The sequence below is a fragment of the Salipiger sp. HF18 genome, assembly GCF_011806505.1.
GTDB lineage: Bacteria > Pseudomonadota > Alphaproteobacteria > Rhodobacterales > Rhodobacteraceae > Salipiger > Salipiger thiooxidans.
Genome location: NZ_JAATOS010000613.1, coordinates 1 through 2,101 on the forward strand (window position 1 = coordinate 1; position 2,101 = coordinate 2,101).

The following is a 2,101-nucleotide window of genomic DNA, read 5'->3' on the forward strand; positions in this document are numbered from 1 at the left end:
GCGACCCGCAGCGCCCTCCTGCCGTGGCTGGGTGCCATCGCCGCGCTGACCTCGGGCGCCATCGGCGTATACCACACCGGCGTCGAGCGCGCCTGGTGGCCGGGCCCGACCTCGTGCACCTCTTCCGCGCCGGTGACCGGGATCAGCGCCGACGACCTGCTGAACCAGATCATGAGCGCCGAGATCCACCGCTGCGACGAGGTGATCTGGCAACTCATGGGCCTCTCCATGGCAAGCTGGAACGCCATCGCCAGCGTCGTGCTCGCCGCGATCTGGGTCGCCGCAGCGCGCAAGAGCCACGGCTGACCCCTGCCCCCGACGCCCCTCTGCCGGCGCCAAACGGGCGCCGAAATCGCGCGTGACAGCGCCCGGACCCTCTGGCATCAGACACGCCATGAACAATCATCTCGCCATCTGGATCGGGCTGCTGGTCCTTGCCGCCATCGCCCTCGACATCTGGGTCTACGGCGCTGAGCATCTCGTCTTCCTGGGGCGCAAGTTCTTCACATTGCTGGATTGGCTCGCCTTCTGGCGATAACGCCGGCCTGCGCCAAACGGCGCGGTTGACTTACCGTCATCAAACTGGTCACGTGCAGCCAATTCCCGGTTTCCGTACAGCGAGGAGATATCCATGACCGTCAAAGTCGCCATCAACGGCTTCGGGCGCATCGGCCGGAACGTGCTGCGCGCCATCATCGAGTCGGGCCGCACCGACATCGAGGTGATCGCCATCAACGACCTCGGCCCGGTCGAGACCAACGCCCACCTGCTACAGTTCGACAGCGTGCACGGCCGCTTCCCACAGGAAGTCACAGTCTCGGGCGACACCATCGACGTGGGCCGCGGCCCGATCAAGGTTTCCGCCGAGCGCAACCCGGGCGACCTGCCCTGGGGCGACGTCGACGTGGTGATGGAATGCACCGGCATTTTCACTGCTCGCGAAAAGGCCGCCATGCACCTTGCCAACGGCGCAAGCCGCGTGCTCGTCTCGGCCCCGGCCTCGGGTGCCGACAAGACCATCGTCTTCGGGGTGAACGACAGCACGCTCACCAAGGATGACATCGTGGTGTCGAACGCGTCCTGCACCACCAACTGCCTGTCGCCGGTCGCCAAGGTCCTCAACGATTCCATCGGCATCGAGAAGGGCTTCATGACCACGATCCACAGCTACACCGGCGACCAGCCGACGCTGGACACGATGCACAAGGACCTCTATCGCGCCCGCGCGGCCGCGATGTCGATGATCCCGACCTCGACCGGCGCCGCCAAGGCCGTGGGCCTCGTGCTGCCCGAGCTGAACGGCAAGCTCGACGGCGTCGCGATCCGCGTGCCGACGCCGAACGTCTCGGTCGTCGACCTGGTGTTCGAAGCCAAGCGCTCGACCACCGTGGACGAGATAAACGATGCCATCCGCACCGCCGCGAACGGCCCGCTGAAGGGCATCCTCGGCTACACGGACAAGAGCAATGTCTCGATCGACTTCAACCACGATCCGCATTCGTCGATCTTCCACACCGACCAGACCAAGGTCATGGACGGCACCATGGTGCGCATCCTGACCTGGTACGACAACGAGTGGGGCTTCTCGAACCGCATGTCCGACACTGCGGTCGCCATGGGCAAGCTGATCTGATCCTGGCCCGCCGGTCGATCCGTCGGATGGGCCGAAGCTCGGTCCCGCTGACGATCTGACCAGCACCTGAAAGACCTCCCGAGGGCGGGGCCGGAGACGGCCTCGCCCTCGTCACGTTTCAGGCGACCGGCACCGGCCCGCCGCGAAACCACATGACACGCGGCGGCTGTGGCGCTCAGTCGTCCCGCATCATGTCGCGCGCGGACTGGTAACCCTGGCGGGCGCCGGCCTCGGCGCTGCGGGCGGCCTTGTGGGACGGCAGCATCTGCTGCGTCACCGGTGTCGGCGGCGGGAAGACGCGCTGCTCCCGCGTCCCCGCCGCCTGCGGGGCCACGCCGCCGCCGCGCGGCCCCTGTCCGAGATCCGCCCGGCGCAGAGGCCAGGCCCCGATCGTGCGGATATCCATCCAGACATCTCCTGTTTCTGCGTGGAATTAACCTTAACCGAAATTGGTAAAGAACATCTTGC

At 66.5% G+C, this 2,101-nt stretch carries 4 protein-coding genes; 3 read left to right on the top strand and 1 reads right to left on the bottom strand.

Translation table 11 applies throughout. The features are described 5' to 3' along the window. From HC022_RS24885 to gap, 3 genes are all read left to right on the top strand, one after another. Nucleotides 1–306, top strand: a 306-nt coding sequence (locus HC022_RS24885) for a disulfide bond formation protein B (protein WP_167454173.1), incomplete at its 5' end; no start/stop codon positions are given. 88 nt (nucleotides 307–394) lie between these two features. Beyond that, nucleotides 395–538, top strand: a complete 144-nt coding sequence (locus tag HC022_RS24890; protein ID WP_167454174.1) for a hypothetical protein — start codon at nucleotides 395–397, stop codon at nucleotides 536–538. Between the two features lie 93 nt (nucleotides 539–631). Next, the gene (gene gap, locus HC022_RS24895) at nucleotides 632–1,633 is read left to right on the top strand and encodes a type I glyceraldehyde-3-phosphate dehydrogenase (protein ID WP_008884613.1); all 1,002 of its coding nucleotides are present in this window, start codon (nucleotides 632–634) and stop codon (nucleotides 1,631–1,633) included. 175 nt (nucleotides 1,634–1,808) lie between these two features. Here gap and HC022_RS24900 read toward each other — a convergent pair whose 3' ends face one another. Continuing rightward, nucleotides 1,809–2,039 (bottom strand): hypothetical protein, encoded by a 231-nt coding sequence (locus tag HC022_RS24900; RefSeq protein ID WP_167454175.1) that lies wholly within the window; start codon nucleotides 2,037–2,039, stop codon nucleotides 1,809–1,811. Nucleotides 2,040–2,101 lie beyond the last annotated feature (62 nt).

What these genes read in the sequence shown, in the direction of transcription:
- HC022_RS24890 (WP_167454174.1), top strand. Translation starts at nt 395, where the DNA reads ATGAACAATCATCTCGCCATCTGGATCGGGCTGCTGGTCCTTGCCGCC.
- gap (WP_008884613.1), top strand. Translation starts at nt 632, where the DNA reads ATGACCGTCAAAGTCGCCATCAACGGCTTCGGGCGCATCGGCCGGAAC.
- HC022_RS24900 (WP_167454175.1), bottom strand. Translation starts at nt 2,039, where the DNA reads ATGGATATCCGCACGATCGGGGCCTGGCCTCTGCGCCGGGCGGATCTC.